This is a genomic window from Sulfidibacter corallicola, assembly GCF_017498545.1.
In the GTDB taxonomy this organism is placed as follows: Bacteria; Acidobacteriota; Holophagae; order Acanthopleuribacterales; family Acanthopleuribacteraceae; genus Sulfidibacter; species Sulfidibacter corallicola.
Window position 1 is genome coordinate 4,708,710 of record NZ_CP071793.1, and the last position, 21,230, is coordinate 4,729,939.

Genomic DNA, 21,230 nt, shown 5'->3' on the forward strand with positions numbered 1-21,230 from the left:
CACAATTTTAACAATTGCCCGCGCGTCTCGATCGCGATTTCGTCGCTCTCAAGTCCACTTGCGACCGTCGAACCCCATTCCGGACAGCACGAGCCATCAACGGACCAGGACCTGTCATCCCAGCCTGTTGCCAGGGTCCGGCGACTGTGAGACACTTGTTCACGCTCTTCTCACAACGAATCGCAACCCTTTGACGGGGGTTTCTTTGACTCAAGCGGTCATTCTGGTCGTGGACGATCATCCTCATAATTTGAAGGTTTTGTTCAACCTCCTGACGGATTCCGGATACAAGGTGCTCGTGGCCCAAACGGGGGAAAGTGCGCTGGAGCAAGCCATTCGCACCAAACCCGATCTCATTCTCCTGGACATCATGATGCCGGGTATCGGTGGCTTCGCCACCTGCCGGCGCTTGAAGGAACACGAGTCGACCCAGTCGATCCCGGTCATCTTTCTCAGTGCGCTGGCGGAATCCAACCACATCGTGGAGGGGTTCAACGTGGGTGCGGTGGATTACATCACCAAACCGTTTCGCCAACGGGAGGTGCTGGTACGCATCCACACCCACCTCAGTCTGCGCAACCTGCAGCAATCCCTGGAAGAGAAACGCCAGGAGCTGGAACGGGCATTGGAGGACAAGCGACAGATTCTGAACATCACGGTTCACGATCTGAAGAATCCACTGCAGGCCATCGCGGGCTACCTGGACCTGGTGAGAACCCAGGACGGGGAGATCATCGACCGCATCAAGCAGTCCACCAAGGTGATGTTCGGCATCATCGACGGCCTGATGCGTTCGGCGGAGCTGGAGAACGCGGGCCTCGCCCTGAATACCGAGCCCAAATACATCGCCGAGCTGGTCGGCGTGGCAGGCCAGGAATTCGCGGGCCAGGCCAAGGCGAAAAACCAACGCATGTCGTTCGAGATCGACAAGACCTGCCTGGCCATGGTCGATCCCCTTCGTTTTTATGAAGCAATCGCGAATTACCTCTCCAACGCATTGAAATTTTCTCCCAGCGATACCGAAATCGTGATCACGTTGCGCCGCGAAGGCGACCGAATCCACTTTTCCGTGCGCGATCAGGGCCCCGGCCTGACCGAAAAGGATCTTCAAAAGGTATTCGGCAAGTTCTGTCGCCTCAGTGCCAAACCCACCGGTTCGGAGCCATCCACCGGACTCGGCCTGTCGATCGTCAAGGCCCTGGTCGAATTGCACGACGGCGAAGTGGGTGTCCACAACAATCCCGAAGGCGGCTGCACCTTTTTCCTGTGGATCCCGGCCGCGGCATCGAGTTGATCCCGTTCACCACGCCGTCACCTTTCGGGGGTTTCGATGAATCGTCCAACCACGGCCAAGATTTCGGAGGGCGCACTCGCCGCGATGCCCGAGCTGAACGAGATTTTGCGCGCGATGTCGCTGGAACCACGCGCCTTCGATGCCCGAGCCGCCAAACCGGACAACCCGGCGGATCGACCTGCGTTGCTGGTGGTGGAAGCTGATTTGGAAGCCGAGCCGATGGCTCAGCTCTGTGCCGAGGCGGCCATCCGCGACGTGCCGGTCGTGGTCGTGGCCAAACCCGACGACATCGCCGGCGGGACCGCGGCCCGCGACCTCGGTGCGGTGGAAACCCTGATCGCCGGCGAAGCCCCGGCATTCGTCAGGCACCGCCTCGATCAGGCCCGCCGGCTACGCCCACCGCAAGCGCGACAGGCATCGCTCGACGACGATCTGGAGTCCACCGGCTGGGATCTGCTCGACGCACTGTGCAATCGTGTGCCCGTCGGGCTCTACCTCTTTCGCCTCACCGATCGGGAAAACCTGGACAGCATGTTGTTGGTTCGTGCAAATCGAGCGGCCACGGTCATCACCGGCCGCGATTACACGAACAAACTAGGCCGCCCCTGGCGCGAGGGCATTCCCGAACTTTCGGCCCGTGACCTGGAACCGCACTTTCAACAGGTGCTCCACCACAATGAACCCACCGAAACCTTCGAGACGACGTTTTCCGATCGGTCCGGCAAGGATCTGTACTTTCGCTTGATCGCGTTTCATCTGACCGGTCCCTTTCTGGGCATCATGTTCAAGGACGTTTCGGAACAGCGCATCGCGGAACAGGTAAAAATCAGCTTCCTGTCGCAGATGAGTCACGAGCTACGCACCCCGTTGAACGGCATCCTGGGTTGTGCGCAGATTCTCAAGCGCGACATCCAGGAGCCCTCGCAGGCGAAACACGTGGACTTGATCGAGCAATGCGGGCAAAACCTGCTGACCATCTTCAACGACATCATGGACCACACCCACATCGAAGCGGGCCTGATCAAATTGACGCCCGATAAAGTGAACCCCTTGGAATTCCTCAACAAAACGGCCGATAGGTTCGCCGAAAAAGCCAGAAAAAAAGGCCTGGGTTTTCAAGCTCGCTACGACGACAACCTACCGTCCCGCGTCTCCATGGATACCCGCAAACTGGAACGCGTGCTGCGCCAATTGCTCGGCAACGCCCTTCATCGGCTGGATCAGGGCAGTGTTTCGTTTCAGGTCACCTATCGGCCAGGACGGACCCGCTTCGAAATCGCCGAAGTCGATGGGAAACCTAACGATGAAGCCCAATCTCAGTTCTTCCGCAAATTCCGCCAAATCCAAGATGCCCATTTGATGTCGGAAGGCGCCGATCTCGGATTTTCGATCTGTAAACGGTTTGTCGGCTTGATGGGCGGCGCGTTGATCCTCGAGACCCCCTCCGAACAGGGCAGTCGCCTGTGGTTCGAGATCGAGACGCCCGTCATCGACGAAACACCCGCGGAGCGGAAACCCAGCAAACGAATCATCGGGTATCGGGGCCCAAAGCGCAGGATTCTGGTCGTGGACGACGATCAAGTCAATCTCCTGCTTCAGTCGGAGATCTTGGGGAGCCTGGGTTTCGAGGTGATCCCCGTCAATTCGGGCGAGGCCTGCGTGAACTCCGTCTCGGAAACCCCGGTCGATGCGATTATCATGGACCTCCGCATGCCGGGCATGAACGGTTTCGAAACGGCGCAACGACTGAAGGCCGGCAACCTGCTGGGGAAGGCATGCATGATCGCCACCTCGGCCGAGGACGGGGAATCCACACGCGAGGCAGCCCACAAGGCCCAGTTCGACGGGTTTTTGGCCAAGCCGGTACAGAGCGGGCAACTCATGGAAATCCTGTGCGAGCGACTCGGCCTCGACCCGATCTGCGAACAGCGGGAGACCAACACCGCCACGCTGAGGGAAACGGGAGGTCAGGTAGGAAACCTGAACACGTTACCTCGAGCGTTTCAGGAAGACCTGATTCGGCTGGCCGAAAGCGGAGACGTGGCCGGCTTGATCCGCTGGTCCAACCGCCTGAGCGAAGAACCGAGCGGAGATTGGCAGGACATCGCCCGCCGTGTCGCATCGCTGGCCGACAACTTCGAAATGCTGCAGTTGAAAACCTGGGTTCGCCGCCAGATCCCCTGAATTCGGTCGTGGCACCAGGTAGGAGGCGAGCGCGCGAGCATGGCTTGGCAGTGCCCGCAGGCACCGCTCGCAAGGATCGCTCAGTTCTTGGCGCCCATGTCGCCCACGAAGCGCGCCAACAGTGCGGTCAGCTTGTCCAGCGCCCGCTCGGCATCGGCGTAGGCACTTTTCAGTACTTCGAACTCTTCGCGAAGGTCGGCCAGGTAACGGTGGATGTCGGCACTGCCGGGGCGCTGCATCACGGTCCGCCCCACTTGATCCAGCGAGCGCACGGCCCCGTGACAGAAGCCACTGAGCAGGGTCGCGTCACCCAGAGTCCGCAAAAAGGCCTGGCAGTACCAATTGATCCGCTCGATTCGCGTTTCCAAGGCGTCCACGGCGAGCAGGCGTTGGTGATCGAGCGCTTCCAGATCGGTCTCGGCATCCTCGGCAAAAACCCGAAACTCGCTGAACAACTTGCGAACCGGTTCCAGCTCGGCCATCTGGGCTCGCGCATGGGCGACCACCTTCGACTTGTTCATTGTTGGAACGGCACCCCGCACCGCACGGTCCACGATACGCGCCACATCCACCTCCCGCGTGGCGTAGCGGCTCAGGGCGTCGCGCAGTTTCATGGCGCGGAACCCCTCCAATTCGGCCCCTCCCTCGGTGGCGTTGATGAAGACGCGATCCGGGTCCTGGCCCACGTAGAACCGAACCGCCTCGCGGTACCAGTGAATGAAGGTGGTGTAGTGAATCAGGGTTTGGGCGGGATGACCGAAAAAGCCGGGCACTTCGCGGCCGTGGCGATCGTCATAGGCGAATTTGCGATTGAGCTCGGAGCCCACATAGGTGCGGCCGGAGCGCAACGCCAGATCCTGGCCGGCCAGGATGATCGGGTTGCAGCCCATGTAAAACGCCAGGCAAAAAGCCTCCGTCGCCACCGATCCCCCGCTGTCGGCCCGAAACTTACGCAGTTCGGGAAAGCGGGACACCATCCAGTCGGTCACCAAATTGTTTTCGTTCTGGTACACCAGCCGATGGCGACCCGGACCTTCGAAGAAACCGGGATGGCATTGATCGGAAAGAAGAAAGGTGGTGCGGTCGAGGTTGTGGGCGTCCTCGATCAGGTTGCGGTAATCCTTCGCCTCGGTATGCACCAGGAAATCCGGTCGAACGCACCAGCGATCCAACGCCATGACCACGCGTGACAAGGCGAAAATGGCGACCCGGTCCCGGTTCGGTACCAAAAGGCCGAGGTTCCCGTCCAGCGAGGGTCCCGCGGCAAGCACGACGGCCGGCACCCCGCGCAACCGGCCCATCATGCAATCGGCTCCGGGCAGGGAAAGGGTATGGGACAGGGAACCGAGCGAACTCTCCATGACCGCCGGATAAGTTTTGACGAGCGTGATTTCCTTGACCTTGCGGTCCTCCAACTCGGCGCGCAGCTCGGTGCGAAAGGCGGAGAAGGCCTCCGGAAAGGTCTGTAAATGGTAGGGGTTGGCCAAGACTCGAAACTGCCGGGAACGAGTGAGACCCAGGCCGAGCAACTGTCGAAATCGGGCAAGGGTGCAGCAGATCTTTGCGCCGTGGGGGGTCAATACCTCGGACAGGTCCAGGTGTTTCAGGGCACAACGAATCATTTCCGGATCCGGTTCGAACACGATCTGGGTGCCCCCCTCGAGCGGGCGATCCGCCGCGAGCAAATGGCCCAGGCCGAAACCGAAATGAAGGTGCAGGCGCTGGGGCGGTGCATCGGCCTTGGCAATCAGGCCCTCGGCCTCGCGGCGCGGATTGTACTTGCTGTGGACGAAGCGCGGCCCCCTGGCCAAGGTCAGCCCTTCCTTGCGGGCGGGCACCAGGCGCAACGCCTCGGTATCCCGGTCCTCGACTTCGGCCAATTCCGACAAAAGCTCGGGATCGTAGTGTGCCAGAAATTCGTGGTTTCGCCGTTCCAGCTCGGTTTCTCGTGACATGGTTCCTTCCGAATGACCCTCATTCTACCTGACTCGGTCGGCGAGTTCGGGGTGGAATCGAAAGGAACTTTTTGGGATGCTGTCGAAAGCACACCCATGAAAACGTTGAGAAGTTGAGTAACTGAAAAGCGAGAACAACCCGCTTCCAATCCGGTCGCGCCCACAAGGGCGGTATCGAACACCATCCGGCCCTCCGCCAACCGGTGCGGTAAACGTCCGGAGGCCGCCCGCGACATCGCGAACCATGGCGCGACCGACTCAGCCATACAAGGAGACATCAGTATGTACAAGCTTCACGGTGTAGGTCCTTCCCCATTTGTGCGAAAAGTCCTGATCGCCCTAGCCGAGAAAAAACAGCCGTTCGAATGGGTGTTCCTAATCCCGGTCAACGTGGCCGAAGAATATCTCGAGATTCATCCCATGGGAAAGGTCCCGTCCCTGCAAGACGGCGATCTGTTCGTGCCGGATTCTTCGGCCATCCTGGCCTATCTCGATCGCAAACATCCCGAAAACAGCCTGTACCCCGACGACGCCGGCGATTATGCCCGCGCCATCTGGTTGGAGGAATACGCGGATACGCGCATGAACGAGCGCTTGAACGGCAAGATCTACGCGCCGCGCGTGATTCGCGCGACCTTTTTCGGAGAGGCTCCTGACGAAGAGGCGGTGGAACAGGCGATTCGCGAAGAACTGCCCCCCATCTGCACCTACCTGGAAAAACAGGTCTCCGGTGCCGCCCCGATCGTCGGTCCCCGGCTCTCGGTGGCCGATCTGGGCATCGCCACCATCTTCGTCTCACTCCAGCACGCCGGTGTGAGCGTGGACGCCGCGACCTATCCGAAACTGGCGGCCTACGCCACCTGGCTGCTCGAGCGTCCCTCGGTGGCCGAACGCATCGCGGAGGACAAGAAAACCTTCGCGGAGGCCAGCCAACCGGCCTGATGCGGAGCTACCGCCGAGCCGCTTCGAACGCGATTCGAAGCGGTTCCCCCAAGTGGTTGCCGGATGAACCTGTCAAGGCGATCCATGCGAGAAGTTCCCGCATGCCAAGAGCGTCGGCCCGGCCGACATTTCGAAGCGATCCAGGCAACGGGCGATCGAAATACCAATGAGCGAAGCCACTCGCTCCGTATCACGTCCATGTCGAAGTACGTTGCCTCCAGAGTTCCCGCATCCCGAGAGAGACGTCGTCGTCGTAGGTTGGCCGGCCCGGCCGACATTTCGAAGTCACCAATGCGCGGAGTGCCCGCATCCCGAGAGCGTCGTCATGCCAGGTAGGTCCATCGGCCCGATGGACATTTCGAAGCAATCCTTCTCGACAATGAGTGGATGGGCCATTCGTCCGAAGTTCAGTGCGTGCCTTTGCGACCCAGGCCGGCGGCGGTTCGGGTGGCTTCCTCGACGGCCCGAGCCAATGTCGAACGGATACGCCCGTCTTCCATCGTCAGCAAGGCGCTGATGGTGCACCCCGCCGGCGTGGTCACCTCGTCCTTGAGCGTCGCCGGGTGTTTCCCGGTGCCCTGGAGCATCATGGCCGCGCCCAGCATCGTCTGTGACACCAGTTGAAACGCGATGTCGCGCGGGAGACCCACCTTGACGGCACCGTCCGCCAAGGATTCCATCATCAAATAGATGTAGGCGGGACCGGATCCGCTCACGGCGGTGACGGCATCCAGATGGTGCTCGCCCAGGGTCCAGACCTTGCCGACGGATGCGAACACCTGTTCGGCGATGGCCATATGTTCCGGCTTGACGTGGTTGCCGGGAGAAATCACGGTGACGCCGGCCCCAATCAGGCACGGCGTGTTGGGCATGGCGCGAATGACCGCGAATCCCGGCAGGCTGGACTCGATCTCGGCAATCTTGGTGCCCGCGGCGATGGAGATGATCAGCGCGTGGGGACGAAGGGTGCCGGACGATTTCAGGCGATCGAGAATCTCCACTACCCGATGGGGTTTGACGCACAAAAGAAAAACGTCGGTGTCGGCGATCCATTCCGGCGGGTATCCGCAGGCCACGGGTATTTCCAGATCTTCCGCGATGCGATCGCGCGAGCCGTTGGTGGCGACCGCGGCACGCAGGTTCTTGGTGGGCAGGAGCTCGGCGGCCAACATCCCCTTCAGGAGGGCCGTCCCCATGACGCCGGCGCCGATGACGCCAACGGTCTTGTCGCTGAAATCCACCTGTTCGGTATCCATTGCAATCTCCAAATCCCCGGCTCATGCGGTCCCGGCGTGTCGGGAAGGTTCGCGCCCGCGGCCGAGACCTCGTTCAAAGGGCTTTTGGGGCAAAGATCATAGGGTAAAGCGCGCACGGGTTCAAGCCCCGATGGCGGAAAGATCGAACGTCGGTGAGATGGTCAGCGCAGATCGGGCGCCAGGTAGCAGAGCCCCTTGGGCTGGACCTGACCGAGTTCGGCGTTGTAGGCGCAGCGAAAGACCGCGCCCATCACGTCGTCGCGCTTGAATACCGCGAGAAATTCGGCGGGCTGGGGCGTCTCGCAGGGAAACGCGCGTCCATCCACCAGGTAGGTGTAGGCGCGATAGGGCAGTTCGACCTCGGGAAAACGCGGCAACACTTCCGACACCGGCCGGCTCCACTGGGCCAGGTTTTCGGGAGTCAGATCCTCGGGAACGGCGCATTCCGCCAGACCGATGGGCCCGACGCTGGTGCGCTCCAGCGATTCCAGGTGGGCAGGCGTACCGAGCGCCTCGCCGATGTCCCGAGCCAGGGCCCGCACGTAGGTTCCCGTGGAACAGGCGACTTCGCACTCCAGCCGCAGTTCGTCGAGAGGGGTCAGCTTCAGGTGGTGGATGGTGATGTGCTTGGGGGCCAACGCGACCGCCTGATTCTTGCGCGCCAGCTCGTAACTCTTACGACCGTTGACGCGCTTGGCGGAAAAGGCGGGCGGGACCTGGCTGATACGGCCGGTTAAGGCCTCGGCCACCCGATCCAGGCGGGCCTGATCCAGGTCGGGCACCTCACCCTCCGCGGTCACCTCGCCCGTGGGATCCAGGGTGTTGGTTTCCACACCCAGGCGAATCACGGCCCGGTAGGCCTTGGGCAGCTCGTGCACGAAATCCGCGAATTTGGTGGCCTTGCCGATGGCCATCAACAGGACGCCGGAAGCGAAGGGGTCCAGGGTTCCGGTGTGGCCAACCTTGACCCCCTTGCCCACGACGCGGCGGATACGGTCCACCAGGTCGTGCGAGGTCGGCCCCGTCGGTTTGTGAACCGGCAGGAAAACAAAGGGATACCATTGCAAATTCATCTTATTCTTCATCCACCGTGTCGGGCCCTGCGTCACCGGTCGCCTCACCGGACTTCAGGCCCTCGAGAATTTGATTGATGCGACGCTCGGCTTTCACGTCGTCGTCGTAGTGGAAACGCAACTCGGGAACCCGACGCATTTGCACGCGCTGGGCGATGTGCCGCTTGAGCGCTCCCTTGGCCCGCTGAAAAGAGCGCATGGGCACTTCGGGATCGATCCCGTCATCCAGCTCGGTGAACAGGACGTCGGCGAACTGGAGGTCCGGGCTCAACTTGACGCGGGTGATGGTCACCCCCACGAAGCCGGGATCTCCCATTTCGAAATTGATGGCGTAGCTGATGACCTGACGAACCTGTTCGGCGAGGTTGTGCAGCCGATTTGACATAAGACCCTCCCACAAAAGCAGGAATGGCCTCTTTGGTGGCCGGAGACCGCCAAAGAGACCCAGATTCGTGCGGAAGAACCCGCACCTTGTTTAAAGCTTGGTTGGGATGATCTTCTCCATATCGAAGAAAACCAGAAGATCTTGTTCGTTGAAGTCGGAGAAATCTCTGATTCCGATCCCGCACTCGAAGCCGGATTTCACTTCGTTCACGTCGTCGCGGAAGCGCTTGAGCGTCTGCAGATCGCCCTTGAAGATCTCGTCCTGACCGCGCATCACCCGGACACCGGCGTCGCGTTTGACGACGCCCTGTTCCACGTAGCAACCGGCCACGGCGCCGAGCTTGGCGACCTGGAAGATCTGCTTGACCACCGCCTTGCCGATTTCGCGTTCGCGGTATTCGGGTGCGATCAAGCCGACCATCGCCGCCTCGATCTCTTTGACGACTTCGTAGATGACCGAGTAGAAGTGAACGTCGATCTGTTCTTGCTCGGCGAGATCCATCGCCTTGCGTTCGCCCTTGACGTTGAACCCGATGATGATCGAATCCGATGCGGCCGCGAGCAGCACGTCGTTTTCGGTGATGCTGCCGACGCCCTGGTGGACCACCCGCAGGTTGACCTTCTCGCTCTCGAGTTTGTTGAGAGCGAAGACCAGACCTTCGACCGAACCCTGTACGTCGGCCTTGATGATCAGGCACAGTTCCTTGATCTCGTCCTGCTTGAGGTTGCTGAACAACTGATCCAGGGACGTGTGCTTCTGGCGACGGAATTGATCTTCCTTGACCTTTTCCTTACGGAAGCTGGAGATCTGGCGGGCCGTGGCCTCGTCGTCGACGACGCGGAAGATGTCGCCGGCGGAGGGCACTTCCTGGATCCCCAGGACCTCGACCGGAGTGGCCGGGGAAGCGACTTCGACGTTGTGGCCGAGGTCGTCGTGCATGGCGCGAATCTTCCCGTAGGTGGAGCCGGTGATGAAGAAGTCGCCGACCTTCAAGGTGCCGTCCTGCACGATGAGGGTGGCCACCGGACCGCGACCGCGATCGAGCTGGGCTTCGATCACCGTACCCTGGGCCTTGCGGTTGGGGTTGGACTTGTAATCGTTGAGTTCGGCAACCAGCAGGATCATCTCCAGCAACTCGTCGATGCCCTGGCGAGCCTTGGCCGAAACCGCCACGGAGGGGCTGTCGCCACCGAAATCCTCGACGATCAGGTCGTGCTCGGTGAGCATCTGTTTGACGCGATCGGGGTTGGCTTCCGGTTTGTCGATCTTGTTGATACAGACGATGATGGGAACCTTGGCCGCTTTGGCGTGGCTGATCGCCTCGATGGTTTGCGGCTTGACGCCGTCGTCGGCGGCAACCACCAGGATGACGATGTCGGTTACCGAGGCACCGCGTGCACGCATCTTGGTGAAGGCTTCGTGACCGGGCGTATCCAGGAACACGATGTCCTTCTCGTTGCACTGAACCGAGTAGGCCCCGATGTGCTGGGTGATGCCGCCGGCCTCGCCGGAAGCGACGCGGGTCGAGCGAATCGCGTCGAGCAGGGTGGTCTTACCGTGATCGACGTGACCCATGATGGTGACGATCGGCGCACGCGTGATCTGGTCCTCGTTGTCCGTGCTCTCGGCGGAGATCAAGGACTCGTCTTCCTGGAGCTGCAGGTCTTCCTCGAAGCTGACGATTTCGGCTTCGTACCCGAAGTCCTTGGCGATCTCGATGGCCAATTCCGAATCCAAGGTGTGGTTGAGGGTCGCCATGATGCCTTTTTCGAACAGGCGCTTGATGACGTCCTTGGACTTGCGATCCACCTTCTCGGCCAGTTCCTTGACCGTAACCCCTTCGGACAGCATGATGATGCCCAGCTCTTCGCCCGGCAATTCCACTTTGCTCACCGAAATCGGTTTGATCTTGGCGATATTCTCTACGTTTCTCTTTTTCTTCTTCTTCTTGCCACGAGCGCCGCCGGGTTTACCGGTCGCCTTGAGGCGCATCGGCCCCTTGCCCATACCGCCGGCGGCGGGTGTGGGCTGCTGCATGGAGAACTGTTCACGGAGCATTTCCGTGGTGGGCGGCTTGCCGGGACGGCCACCGCGGGCACCACCGGGTCGATTCCCATGGGGACGGTTGCCACCGGGCCCACCGTGGGGACGGCGATCACCGGGACCGCCGTGCGGTCTGCGGTCGCCAGGGCCACCAGGGGGGCGGCTGCCGTGCGGTCTGCGATCGCCGGGACCGGCATGCGGCCTGCGATCACCGGGTCCACCGTGGGGACGGCGATCACCGGGCCCACCTTGAGGACGGCGATCTCCAGGGCCGCCGTGCGGCCTGCGATCACCGGGTCCACCTTGAGGCCGACGATCACCAGGGCCTCCCTGAGGTCGCCGGTCACCGGGGCCACCACGCATGGGCGGACGTTGGCCGCCACGACCGTCGCGGTCACCACCGCGATAGTCACGGGGACCTCGATCGCCGCCACGGTCACCACCGCGGTAGTCGCGACGATCCCCGGAGGGGCGGTCGCCACCGCGATCACGGGGGCCTCCCGAATCACGCGGCCCGGAAGGGCGGGAATGGTCTTGCCCGGAGGGTCGACCCCGATCGCGGGATTCGTGGGCGCGCGCTCTCGCGGGGCCCGATCCAGGCTTGGCTTCGGCGGAGGGCTGTGCCGGTGACGCGCCCTGAGCCGGAGCCTGTTCGTCGCCTTCCGACGGATGGCGCTGACGCTTTTCGGCGATTTGATGGATGCGTTGCTCCACCGCCGGGCTGCGTTTACCGCGCTTCAGCTTGGGACGCTTCAGCTTGGGCTTATCGTCCGGTTTCTCTTCCGCGACCGGCTTGGCTTCGACCTCGGCCGCTTCGGGCTCGTTGGTGTGGTCGCGCTTGATGACGCGAACGCCGAGCTTGGGGGCGGCCTTCGCTTTGGCCTTGCCCTTGGGCGCCGCTTTGCGCTGCTCACCTTCGCCAGCCTTGACCGGCGCTTCCTGATCTCCGTCGACGACTGTCAACTTGAACTTACCCAGTTTTGCGCGCACGGTGTGGAGGGCATGCTGGTCAAGGACCGCCGTGTGCGAAGAAACAGGGATTCCCGACGAACGGAGTATTTCCATCACCTCCTCTGGGGAGCGCGAATACTCCTTCGCAATTTGGTACACCCTTACTGCCATTAAAGGACCTCCATCACCATGCAAACGTGTCTTTATCTTCAATAATCCCAATCACTCTTCGCTTCCATCTTCCTCGCCGAACTCCTGCTCGTAAGCTTTGGCCAGTTGGATGATTTCTTGTACATCTTCAGCGGTAAGTTCGGGGATCTCGTTGAGAACCGCCGGGTCCGTGTAGAGCAGATCCTCGATGTAGTAAATGCTGTAGGCTTCCAGAATTTTGCGTCGCTCGTCCGTCAATCCGTCGAGGTACTCGAGCGAGACGCCTTCTTCGCCTTCCTCTTCGCTCTCGTAGTCCTCGTCGTCGGCATCGGCCGGAACCACTTCGTCCTCTTCGGCCACCGGCTCGGGGACGACCGTTTCCTCGGTGTCTTCCGCGGCTTCCACTTCGGCCACCATTTCTTCGGTGACGGTCTCTTCTTCGACCACTTTGACCGGCGTGGGTTCCGATTCCTCGCCTGCCTGAGCCAGCCGCTCCATTTCTTCAGAGGCTTCGACGCGTTTTTGTTCTTCGGTTTTCACTTCGATCGTCCAGCCCACCAGTTTCGAGGCCAGACGCACGTTGATTCCCTTTTTCCCGATCGCCAGGGAAAGCTGGTCTTCGTCGACGATGACTTCCAGACGACGTTCGAGCGGATCGGCGATGACGACCCGGTTGATCTTGGCCGGGCTCAATGCGTTGGACGCGAAGAGCGATATATCGTCCGAGTAGCGGATGATGTCCAGGCGCTCACCCTTCAACTCGCGAATGATGCTGCGTACCCGCGAACCACCCATACCGACGCAAGCGCCGATGGGGTCCACGTCGCCGTCGGTCGAGTAGACCGCGATCTTGGAACGGTCGCCCGCCTCGCGGGCCGCGTTCTTGATGACCACCGTCTCGTCGTAGACCTCGGGCACTTCCATTTCGAACAACTTGATCAGCAGGCGTGCATCCGATCGGGAGACCTTGACCTGGGGCTCCTTGGTGCTGCGATCGGAGCCGACGATCACCACCTTGGTGCGGTCGTTCTGACTGTAGCGCTCGTTGCGCGACTGCTCGTCCTTGTACATGATCCCTTCGACGTTGTTGCCCAGGTCCACGATGACGTTGCCGCGCTCGAAACGGCGAACCACGGCGGTGACCACCTCGCCGATGCGTTCGCTGTATTCCTTGAATACCTTTTCCTTTTCGGCGTCACGCACTTTCTGCAGAATCACCTGCTTGGCCGCGTGTGCCGCGATGCGACCCAACTGCGAGGTATCCTTCTGGAACTCGATCGTATCGCCTTCCTCGACGCCTTCATAATAAAGTTGGGCTTCGTCCATCGGAATCTGGCGACGGGGATTCATCACCTCCGAGACGACTTCCTTGATGGCCCATACCTCCAGGTTGCCGGTATGCCGATCGAAACGCGCACCGAAGTTCTCGTCGTTCTTGAAAATCTTCTTAGAAGCCGCGATTATCGCTTCTTCCACGGCGGAAATGATGATTTCGGCGTCGATACCTTTTTCGCGGCTTACTTGATCAATGGCTTGCAGTAGTTGCGAACTCATCGCACGGCTCCTAAGAAAAGACTCTGGATTGAGGACTTAAAATTTCAGGACGGGTTTTAACGTCGCTTTCGCAATCATGTCGAAAGGGATTTCGTGTTCCCGCCCGTCATGCTCGTTGTGCAGTCTGACCGCCGTCTCGTCACAGGCCAGCAAGGTGCCCGTGTAGTTCTTGATTCCGTTGAGGGCCTTGTGGGTTTTGATGAAGACCCGCTCGTTGACAAAGCGTTGGTAGTCGGCGTGTTTCACCAGGGGTCGATCGACTCCCGGTGACGATACTTCGATTCGGTATTCGGCTTGAACCGGATCGTCGGCTTCCAAGGCATCGGCAACGAGATAGGTCGCTTTTTCACAGTGGTCCAGCGTGACGCCATCGGGATGATCGATGTAGACACGCAGCACCCACTCCTGACCCTCCCGCTTGTATTCAATCAGGACGATCTCGAGATCGGTGGTTTCGAGAGCATGGTTGACGACACTCTCGATTTGTTTGATTTTGCTCTTTCCAGATGTGGGCTTGTCTGTCATGAAGGCATAAAAAAAAGTGGGATGGCCCCACTTCCTCGGGTTCTATCGCTAACGCGTGCGCCAAAAAGGCAATGCTTAGAGACACGCAGCCATACTACAGAAAATGGCGGGCGTTCGCAAGCCACAAATACCAAAAGGCGCCCTTTTTCCAGTCCTCTTGCCGAACGGAAAAAAGGACAGGCTGGCAAGCTCTCAGACTAATGGACCAAAAGAACGGCAGCGCGCTGTTGGCGACTCCAGCATTTAAACACAAGGCACCATGCTGCGCAAGAAGATGCGACATTTCTTCGTTTGATATGTTTTCTCATGCGGCTCATTTACGGAACCGGGCATATCTACGAAAAAACAACGGGGTGATTCCCGCACGCCGCCCTCAATCGCCGATGCGCCCCTTGAAATCGGGCATGGTTTCCGGCTTGCCGGCGACCGTGTACCGCGCTTCCTTGTCCGTCGCCGTCACGTTTTCATAAACTCCGGTGTCCCGTTTGACCAACTTGGTGAAACCCATGTTCTTGAGTTCGCTGGTCGTCTTGGGGAAAGCCAGTCCCGGTGCCGAGATCAGGCGCTCGACCGGAGCGTCCGGAGACGTTTCGCCCGTGGGTACACCCGCCAATTCACAGAGCTCCCCCCATCGGGTCACTTTGTGGTTCATGCCGTGAAGCACTTCCAACATCACGCCATTTTCGGCACAACGGTATTCGTATGTAGGCAAGGCCATCCTCCTGATCGCAATACTACCGCGCACCGAAGCCCCTCGCAGGTGTCCGGGTACGCCTGCCCCTGCAGCCTGAATTCTACCTCAGATTATGGATTTGGTGCACGGTCGCTCGGCCCGCGACACAACCCATAAACAATACTTATGTCATACAGACAAATGATTGATTTTTCTTGTGCATTTGGCGACCTTATATTGAAGAACATCCGGTGGGACATCCCGGAAAAGCCAAAAAGACGAGGAAGATCCCCGTCCCTTCGATGCGGCCTGAACCCAGGAACCGCCGAGAACGGACGGATCACCTGGATTTGATCAGTCTTCTCGCGGAGTCGGCGGCCAACGAGGCCCGGCTCCGCTTTTTTTTTCGCCGGACCGCGAACACCGCGCACCGAATCCCGACCGGACGGGCACACACAAAAAAAGCCCGGCACGAGGCCGGGCAAAGAAACGGAGCGGGTAAGCTCCAATGGGTGGTGCCGGAGATGAGCACCGCAAGGGGCTGGTTCGCGGGAAACCAATGCGTGGTAGGTGGAGTTTTCCCGCCGTCCATCGCCCATTGCTTCGTGAGGACTCGCCGAGCCCTGTCCGGAAACGGCCGCCATCCATGGATCCTCCGAACGATTCCGTTCCCGGATGGGCACGCGCTAGCGGCGAGGTCCGTGACTTTCGCGTATTCGTTCCAGCAGGCGCCGGGCTTTTTTGGCGCCGGCGGGCAGGCCGGCCATCGCCTTGGTTTCCTGAAAGGTCTGGAAGTAGGCCACGTCGGTTTCGTCGGTGTTCAACAACCCGCTAGTGGTCCCGGGATTGAACAGGGTCAGGAAGGTCTGCCAATTGTTGTCGCGAAAGGTGAAATGGGGGATGACCTGGCGATGTGCCAGGGATTCATCCTGAGCGACGACCGGTACGACAGAAAAAGCGGTCGCCGACATCAGCGTGAAAATCGTGTAAACCAGCAAATTGATGATGGGCATGCCGAATGACCGAAAGGGCATGGGAACCTCCGAGAAAGCGAATAAAGGCGAGCTGAACGATCAGCGTCGCGCCGACTCGAAGGGCAATCGCGGTGCCAGCCGCTTCGGCCGACACATCCCAGATCACACAAATCCATTTTTTCAAATAACTTATCACTCAATACCAAATCCCGGGTTTGCCGAACTCGCGCCAGAAAGCGGCCTCGGCGCCATGAATCCCACGTGCATTCGTAAGACCCGACAAACATGCTGTAAGGTTTTTCTTACGGCGCTCGATGCGGAATCGGCGGCAGGTGAGCAGTCTCATCGGAGTGAACCTGCGTTAATGGTTTGCATTTCAAGGGGTTGCCAAGTACAAGGGCCGGCGTGGCACGACGGTTGCCCCTTGGCTTCCAAGCCCGAGTCCGTAGCGGGTCCGCTCGCGCCCCCCAAGCGGGCCACCGCGCGCCGGCACTTGGGTTATGATTCGCACGGAGGATTCCATGAAAAACGGCCCGCCCGGTTCCGGGCGCCGGAGATCCACCCACATCACGAGGTGTCGTGCCCGACCACCGGGACGCCGGATCGCAGCCCCGCCGCCGCGGGAACCCGATCGGGCATCGCATCCTGTGTCGATGCGGCGCCCAAAACCAGACGAGGGCTTTTTGGCGCGAAGCATTCAATCGATTCGCCTGCTCGGCATGTTCATCTTTCTTGGGTTCGGCTTGCTCCACGGTTCGGAGAGCCCGAGCTTTTTCATCGAACACATCAACATCGAGAACCTGAAACACGTTTCGGAAAGAATCGTGCGGGCCGAACTCCAACTGGACACGGGCCAGGAATACGACGAAGAGCAACTTCGCCAGGCTCTCTACAGAGTGGAACGCCTTCAGTTCATTCGGGAAACCGAGTTCTCGCTGGAAAAGGGATCGCGACGCGGTGCCTACGTACTCAAGATCCACGTGACCGAGACGCGGCGACTCTTCTGGCTCCTGCTCACCGACTCGCTCCTGGTTCGAAACAACTACCGCTTGAGCGACGAGCCCGGCACGTCCAAGTACCTGGCCAATTTGGACGGCCAGGCCTTCGGATACCGGTGGTTCAGCCGCAAAACCGAATGGCGGGTGTTCCTGCCCGGTGGTTTCGCGATGACCCACTACGATTTGTTCGGCACGGGCATGGTGGTCGACGCCGGCTTGGGCATCCCTCCCAGCTTCAACAGCCGCGACTTCGATTTCGGGACCCTACCGTTCACCGAAGACGGATCCCAGTTCGAAATAGCCGCTTCCGATTCGACGTTGATCGCCTTCAGCTCCCTGACCTATCCGATCTCCCAGGAGCAGAGCCTCAACCTGGGCATGTACTCCGGCAACATCGGGATCTCGGAACTCCAATCGCGGGGCACGGAAGAGAAGCGAAAATTGGAGGACACCGAGTTTCAATTTAATTTCGCCACCCTGAACTGGACCCACAACACGACCGACCACCCTTATTTCCCGCTCACGGGTCGGTTCATTCAAGCCGGCCTCCAGTGGGAATGGAACCAATTGGCATTCGACGAGGCTACCCAAGATCTCGTGGGCGGCTACGACACCTGGACCTGGTCGCGCAACAGCGTGGTCGCAAGCTACAAAGAGTTTTGGCAACTCAACAGCCGCGACAGTTTCGGTCTGGACTTCGACGTACGCTACGCGGGCGTGCACGTCTCGGGCAAACCCGAGGAATTGGCACTGGAAACCGAAGACTACGTCAGTGCTCGCGGCGGCATCGAACTCAGCCTCAGTCGAAACCTGATGAACCGGCGCTTCCTCTACGGCTCGCGCGATTTTCGCGTGACGCTTTCGGCCGGCTATCGCCGCTACGACACCGATCTCGACGAAGAAAAGTTCACCCCCGATCCCAATTACGGCATGTATCACGCCGGCGTGGGATTGACGATGCGCGATAGCTGGGGAGCCTTCCGGATCACGGTTCGCTACGAGCAGTCCAATCGGGGGTTGTGGCCATGAGTACATGGATCCTACTCCTTCTATTGGGGTGGCAACACGGAGAGGCACCTTCCCTGAGCGAAGGCCCGGATCGCGGCCTGGTGCTGCGATTGCCCGGCGCCTTGTTCGAACACAAAGACGTGGTGAAACAGATCAATTCCGGACTGACGGCGGCCTTGGTGGTCACGGTCACCGACCGCGAGGGACGCATCGGTGGAGCCCGGATCGCGGTGCGCTACGAGCCCTGGGACGAGGTCTACCACGTCCAGGTGCTGGATATGCGCGGCACGGAAACCAAGCGGGTTCTGGCGACCAGAACGGAAATGGCCGATTTCTTCAAAAAAGGGGTGCTGCACGTTTGGTCCGCCAAACATCGCCTGCATCGGGACCAGCCATTCGCGATTCGCATCAAGGTCCTGCCCTTTTCCCAACGCGAACAGGCCGATACCCAGGCCTGGCTGACCCGCACGGTCAGCGGTCAACGCCCGGGCGGGGTGCCCACCATGGGCATGGAACTGATTCTGGAGCGATCGATCAAACGCCCTACCACCACGCAATTCGAATGGAAGGTCGGGTTGAAACCATGAACATCAAGCTGCTGTGGCCGTCGCTGATCCTCATGTTCGGGGCGGCATTTCTCACGTTCCACCTTTTTCAAAGCCAGTTTTCGGGAGGACTGTTGAACGTGGCGCTCGACCCGAGAGTCCGCGAAATGCTGGCCCAAGGCATGGACGACCAAAAGGCCCTGGCCGATTTGGACCCGGAACGGGAACTGGAGTACCGCAGCCGCTTCGAGGAGCTCAAACAATTCCAGGCGCGTTACCTGATCCTGGAACACAACCGCGAACAGATCGAATCGCGCTTCGAGCTGGCGATGATGATCGTGTTGGCCCTGATTCTCGGCGGCAGTGCCGCCTTCTACTATTGGGACTACGCGACGGGCGAGCGCCGGCTGAGACGCCTGCAGACCCACCTTGCCGCGTTGGCCGAGGGGCGCACCGACATCGTGGTCGACGACCATCGCCGCGACCGCCTGGGCCGGATCGCCCGCATGATCGAGGAGACCTCGCGCGTCATCGCGGTACAGCGGACCCGCCTGGCCAGCCTGGAGAATCTCTCCTCGTGGCAGGAGGCGGCCCGGCGTCACGCCCACGAAATCCGCACCCCCCTGACGGCGGCGCGCATGGAACTCAACCAACTTCGTCGCCTGATTCGCGATCGGGCGCCCGATTTGACCGTCGCGTACACGGAAATCGAAGAGAGCGTCCAGGAGGAACTGGATCGCCTCAAGGAATTCACCCAGGAATTCACCTCGTTCGCTCGCCTGGGTCAACCCAAACCGGAACCGGTCGACATGGACCACATGCTGGCCCGTTTCGCCACCTTCTTCGAAGACGCCTGGGAGCACCTGACCCTCGATTTCGAGCAACCGGAACGACCGACGCCGACCCTCGAGTTGGATCGCGAAATGGTGCGCCGCGTACTCATGAACCTCTGCAACAACGCGGCACTGGCGATGGCGGATCGGCCCGGCCTGATCCGGTTCGCGGCCCGCACGGAGGGCTCGCAAGTCGTGGTGTCGATCAGGGACGACGGCCCCGGCATCGACCCCAAGGTTCGGCCCCACCTGTTCAAACCCTACACCACGACGCGGGCGATCGGGGAAGGCATGGGGCTGGGCCTTTCCATATGCAAAAAAATCATGTTGGATCACGGCGGCGACCTGTTGCTGGCGCACACCGGATCGGACGGCACCGAATTCCACCTGATCTTCGCGCTTCCTTCGGGAACGGATCGGGAACGACCTTCGGAACAGAACAAGGAGCGGGCACATGAACACGACTAGCGGAAACGCCTGGATCTGGGTGGTGGAAGACAATCTCAAGATTCGTCGCAACACGATGTTCCAACTGGAGGAGGCGGGCTACCGCACCGAGGGGCTGGCGACGGCGGAAGAGGCCCACGTGCGGTTGCGGGAAGGCAGCGATCGGGCGCCGGATCTCCTGCTGTTGGACGTGCGCCTGCCCGGGGTCAGCGGAGTGGAACTGGCGGCCCGACTGCACAAGGACAACCTGCTGCCGCCGACGATCATTTTTTCCGGTGAAGCGTCCATCAGCGAAACGGTGGAGGCCCTGCGACTGGGGGTCTACGACTTCCTGGAAAAACCGGTCTCCAACGAGCGGTTGCTGCATTCGATCCACAACTGCCTCGAGAACGCCAAATTGAAACGCCACATCCGCGAACTGGAGCAGAACAAGCCGCGCGGACCCAAGATTCTCGGCGAGAGCGCCATGGTGGTCGCCCTGCGGCGCCAAATCGACAAGGTCGCGCCGACCCAGGCACGCGTCCTGATTCGAGGCGAAAGCGGGTCGGGCAAGGAATTGGTGGCGGCGGCCATTCACGAGCAGAGTTCGCGCCGAAACGGGCCCTTCGTCAAGATCAACTGCGCGGCGATTCCGGCCCACCTGATCGAGGCCGAACTCTTCGGTCACGTACGCGGGGCCTTCACCGATGCCCGCCACGACAAACCGGGCATGTTCGAGCAGGCCAACGGCGGCTCGCTGTTCCTCGACGAAATCGGCGACATGGCGATTCACCTGCAGGCGCGCCTGCTGCGGGTACTGGAAGACGGGACGGTGCGCCGCGTGGGCGACACGCGCGACCGGCGCGTGGACGTTCGCGTCGTGGCAGCCACCCACTGCGATTTGGAACACATGGTGCGTACCGGCGAGTTCCGTCAGGACCTGTACTTCCGGTTGTCGGCATTGCCGCTTCAGGTGCCTTCGCTGCGCGAGCGCCTGGACGACCTGCCGTTGTTGTTCACCCACTTCGCCAACCGCGCCAGCGAGTACCACAAAATTCCCCGACGCCAGATCGAACCCGAAGTCTTCGAGGTGCTCAGGAACTACCACTGGCCAGGTAACATTAGGGAATTAAAGAACTTGGCAGAACGAATGGTCATTTTCGGCGGCGATCCGCTGTCGGCCGACCAAATCCCGCTCTCGCCCTCCGGCGACAGCATCGTGGCCGGAACCGGTTTGCTGAATACCGACCAACTGATGCCGTTCCAGGAGCTGAAGGAGTTTCGGCGCCGTTGCGAGAAGGAATACCTTCAGACCGTGTTGACCCACACGCGCTGGAACGTGACGGCCGCCGCCAAGATCTTGGGGGTTCAGCGGCCCTACATGCACCAAAAAATGAACCAGCTCGACATCAGTCGTCCGATCGAGGAAGACTGAGAGGCGGCACCCGGCAGGTCCGCCCC

The 21,230-nt window shown here is 60.6% G+C and carries 16 protein-coding genes; 7 read left to right on the plus strand and 9 right to left on the minus strand.

What is annotated here, in order from left to right; genetic code table 11:
* Window positions 1-205 precede the first annotated feature (205 nt).
* Both J3U87_RS13830 and J3U87_RS13835 read left to right on the plus strand, forming a co-directional pair.
* Complete coding sequence (locus J3U87_RS13830; RefSeq protein WP_237383638.1) at window positions 206-1,294, plus strand: hybrid sensor histidine kinase/response regulator; 1,089 nt, start codon at window positions 206-208, stop codon at window positions 1,292-1,294.
* A 36-nt stretch (window positions 1,295-1,330) separates the two neighbouring features.
* The gene (locus J3U87_RS13835; protein WP_237383639.1) at window positions 1,331-3,478 is read left to right on the plus strand and encodes a PAS domain-containing hybrid sensor histidine kinase/response regulator; all 2,148 of its coding nucleotides are present in this window, start codon (window positions 1,331-1,333) and stop codon (window positions 3,476-3,478) included.
* A gap of 80 nt (window positions 3,479-3,558) precedes the next feature.
* Here J3U87_RS13835 and J3U87_RS13840 read toward each other — a convergent pair whose 3' ends face one another.
* Window positions 3,559-5,433: a motility associated factor glycosyltransferase family protein gene (locus tag J3U87_RS13840; RefSeq protein WP_237383640.1), complete on the minus strand. Its 1,875-nt coding sequence runs from the start codon at window positions 5,431-5,433 to the stop codon at window positions 3,559-3,561.
* A gap of 282 nt (window positions 5,434-5,715) precedes the next feature.
* Here J3U87_RS13840 and J3U87_RS13845 point away from each other — a divergent pair, with 282 nt between their 5' ends.
* Entirely contained in the window at window positions 5,716-6,375 is a 660-nt protein-coding gene (locus J3U87_RS13845; protein ID WP_237383641.1) for a glutathione S-transferase family protein, read from the plus strand.
* A 407-nt stretch (window positions 6,376-6,782) separates the two neighbouring features.
* Here the strand turns inward: J3U87_RS13845 and proC are convergent, their stop codons facing one another.
* From proC to J3U87_RS13885, 8 genes are all read right to left on the minus strand, one after another.
* A complete protein-coding gene (gene proC / locus J3U87_RS13850; RefSeq protein ID WP_237383642.1) occupies window positions 6,783-7,631 on the minus strand; it encodes a pyrroline-5-carboxylate reductase in 849 nt (282 codons plus the stop codon).
* A 161-nt stretch (window positions 7,632-7,792) separates the two neighbouring features.
* Window positions 7,793-8,704, minus strand: a complete 912-nt coding sequence (gene truB / locus J3U87_RS13855; protein ID WP_237383643.1) for a tRNA pseudouridine(55) synthase TruB — start codon at window positions 8,702-8,704, stop codon at window positions 7,793-7,795.
* 1 nt (window position 8,705) lies between these two features.
* Window positions 8,706-9,089: a 30S ribosome-binding factor RbfA gene (rbfA, locus tag J3U87_RS13860; protein ID WP_237383644.1), complete on the minus strand. Its 384-nt coding sequence runs from the start codon at window positions 9,087-9,089 to the stop codon at window positions 8,706-8,708.
* A 90-nt stretch (window positions 9,090-9,179) separates the two neighbouring features.
* A complete protein-coding gene (gene infB, locus J3U87_RS13865; RefSeq protein WP_272932485.1) occupies window positions 9,180-12,254 on the minus strand; it encodes a translation initiation factor IF-2 in 3,075 nt (1,024 codons plus the stop codon).
* 51 nt (window positions 12,255-12,305) lie between these two features.
* Window positions 12,306-13,787 (minus strand): transcription termination factor NusA, encoded by a 1,482-nt coding sequence (gene nusA, locus J3U87_RS13870; protein WP_237383646.1) that lies wholly within the window; start codon window positions 13,785-13,787, stop codon window positions 12,306-12,308.
* Between the two features lie 36 nt (window positions 13,788-13,823).
* On the minus strand, window positions 13,824-14,312 hold the full coding sequence (locus J3U87_RS13875) for a ribosome maturation factor RimP (protein WP_237383647.1): 489 nt from the start codon (window positions 14,310-14,312) through the stop codon (window positions 13,824-13,826).
* Window positions 14,313-14,685: 373 nt separating this feature from the next.
* Window positions 14,686-15,030, minus strand: coding sequence for an FmdB family zinc ribbon protein (locus tag J3U87_RS13880; protein ID WP_420038266.1), 345 nt, complete (start codon window positions 15,028-15,030; stop codon window positions 14,686-14,688).
* A 641-nt stretch (window positions 15,031-15,671) separates the two neighbouring features.
* Entirely contained in the window at window positions 15,672-16,019 is a 348-nt protein-coding gene (locus J3U87_RS13885) for a hypothetical protein (protein WP_237383649.1), read from the minus strand.
* Between the two features lie 623 nt (window positions 16,020-16,642).
* On the opposite strand from J3U87_RS13885, the gene J3U87_RS13890 reads away from it, so the two are divergent.
* The 4 genes from J3U87_RS13890 to J3U87_RS13905 are packed head-to-tail and all read left to right on the plus strand — an operon-like array spanning window position 16,643 to window position 21,204.
* Window positions 16,643-17,986 carry a POTRA domain-containing protein gene (locus J3U87_RS13890; protein WP_237383650.1) on the plus strand — a complete coding sequence of 448 codons (1,344 nt, stop codon included), beginning with the start codon at window positions 16,643-16,645 and terminating at the stop codon, window positions 17,984-17,986.
* Window positions 17,983-18,552: a hypothetical protein gene (locus tag J3U87_RS13895; protein ID WP_237383651.1), complete on the plus strand. Its 570-nt coding sequence runs from the start codon at window positions 17,983-17,985 to the stop codon at window positions 18,550-18,552. The genes J3U87_RS13890 and J3U87_RS13895 overlap by 4 nt, the downstream gene beginning before the upstream one ends.
* A complete protein-coding gene (locus tag J3U87_RS13900) occupies window positions 18,549-19,811 on the plus strand; it encodes a sensor histidine kinase (RefSeq protein ID WP_237383652.1) in 1,263 nt (420 codons plus the stop codon). The genes J3U87_RS13895 and J3U87_RS13900 overlap by 4 nt, the downstream gene beginning before the upstream one ends.
* Entirely contained in the window at window positions 19,798-21,204 is a 1,407-nt protein-coding gene (locus J3U87_RS13905; RefSeq protein ID WP_237383653.1) for a sigma-54-dependent transcriptional regulator, read from the plus strand. The genes J3U87_RS13900 and J3U87_RS13905 overlap by 14 nt, the downstream gene beginning before the upstream one ends.
* The last annotated feature ends 26 nt before the right edge of the window (window positions 21,205-21,230 follow it).